Origin of the sequence: Faecalibacterium sp. An77, from assembly GCF_002161315.1 — a bacterium.
Taxonomy (GTDB): Bacteria; Bacillota; Clostridia; order Oscillospirales; family Ruminococcaceae; genus Faecalibacterium.
In genome coordinates, this window is record NZ_NFHK01000109.1 from 1 (window position 1) to 664 (window position 664).

The window sequence follows — 664 nt, forward strand, 5'->3', positions numbered from 1 at the left end:
CATATAGAGCAGTAATCTTGATATCTTCGCTTCTGGCCAGGGTTTTCACCTCCTTTCATAATGCATTTTTTGCTGTGTGACGTTCCTTTTCTCTATCCCACCCAAGTATAGCCCTTCGGGTCGGTGAGAACATAAGAGGAATGCATCTAGAGTAAGTATGAGGTAGGCACCCTGCGCCTTGCCGGCTTTCACCGGTAGGTTTCAGGGAGCCGCCTCCCAAACCGGACGTACACCTCTCGGCGTATCCGGCTTTCCATGAATCACCTCAATGATTCGGTTTCGTGTAAGCGTTCGAAGCAAACCGGGCAAAGAGCAAGCGATTTTCTTCGCATTGCCAGCATTTTCTTTTCAAAAACATCTCTGCCTTTCAGTGTTTTCAGCGTTCTGACGTGGTGCATCCAGAGATATTCTGCATTTTCCCCGCAGAGTTCACATACTCCGGCTTTAATCCTGTTTACAATCGTGTGCCGACCATCATACTTTCTGTAGGTTGGCATCACATCAGCTACATTGTCATAGCCGTCGCTGTGCTTTTCAAATCCTCTATGGTAGAATTCACAGTATTTCAGCCCCTTGGTTGTTTCATAGGGAACTCTCAACACACCATCTGCCATGCAGCGCTTTTTCACAACACTGACGTTTGTCCTGTGTTTTCCTGCCAGTG

The 664-nt window shown here is 47.4% G+C and carries 1 pseudogene; it reads right to left on the minus strand.

Annotated elements, in window-relative coordinates:
- Window positions 1-260: 260 nt before the first annotated feature.
- Window positions 261-664: pseudogene (locus B5G28_RS14255) on the minus strand (group II intron reverse transcriptase/maturase); the annotation flags it as partial.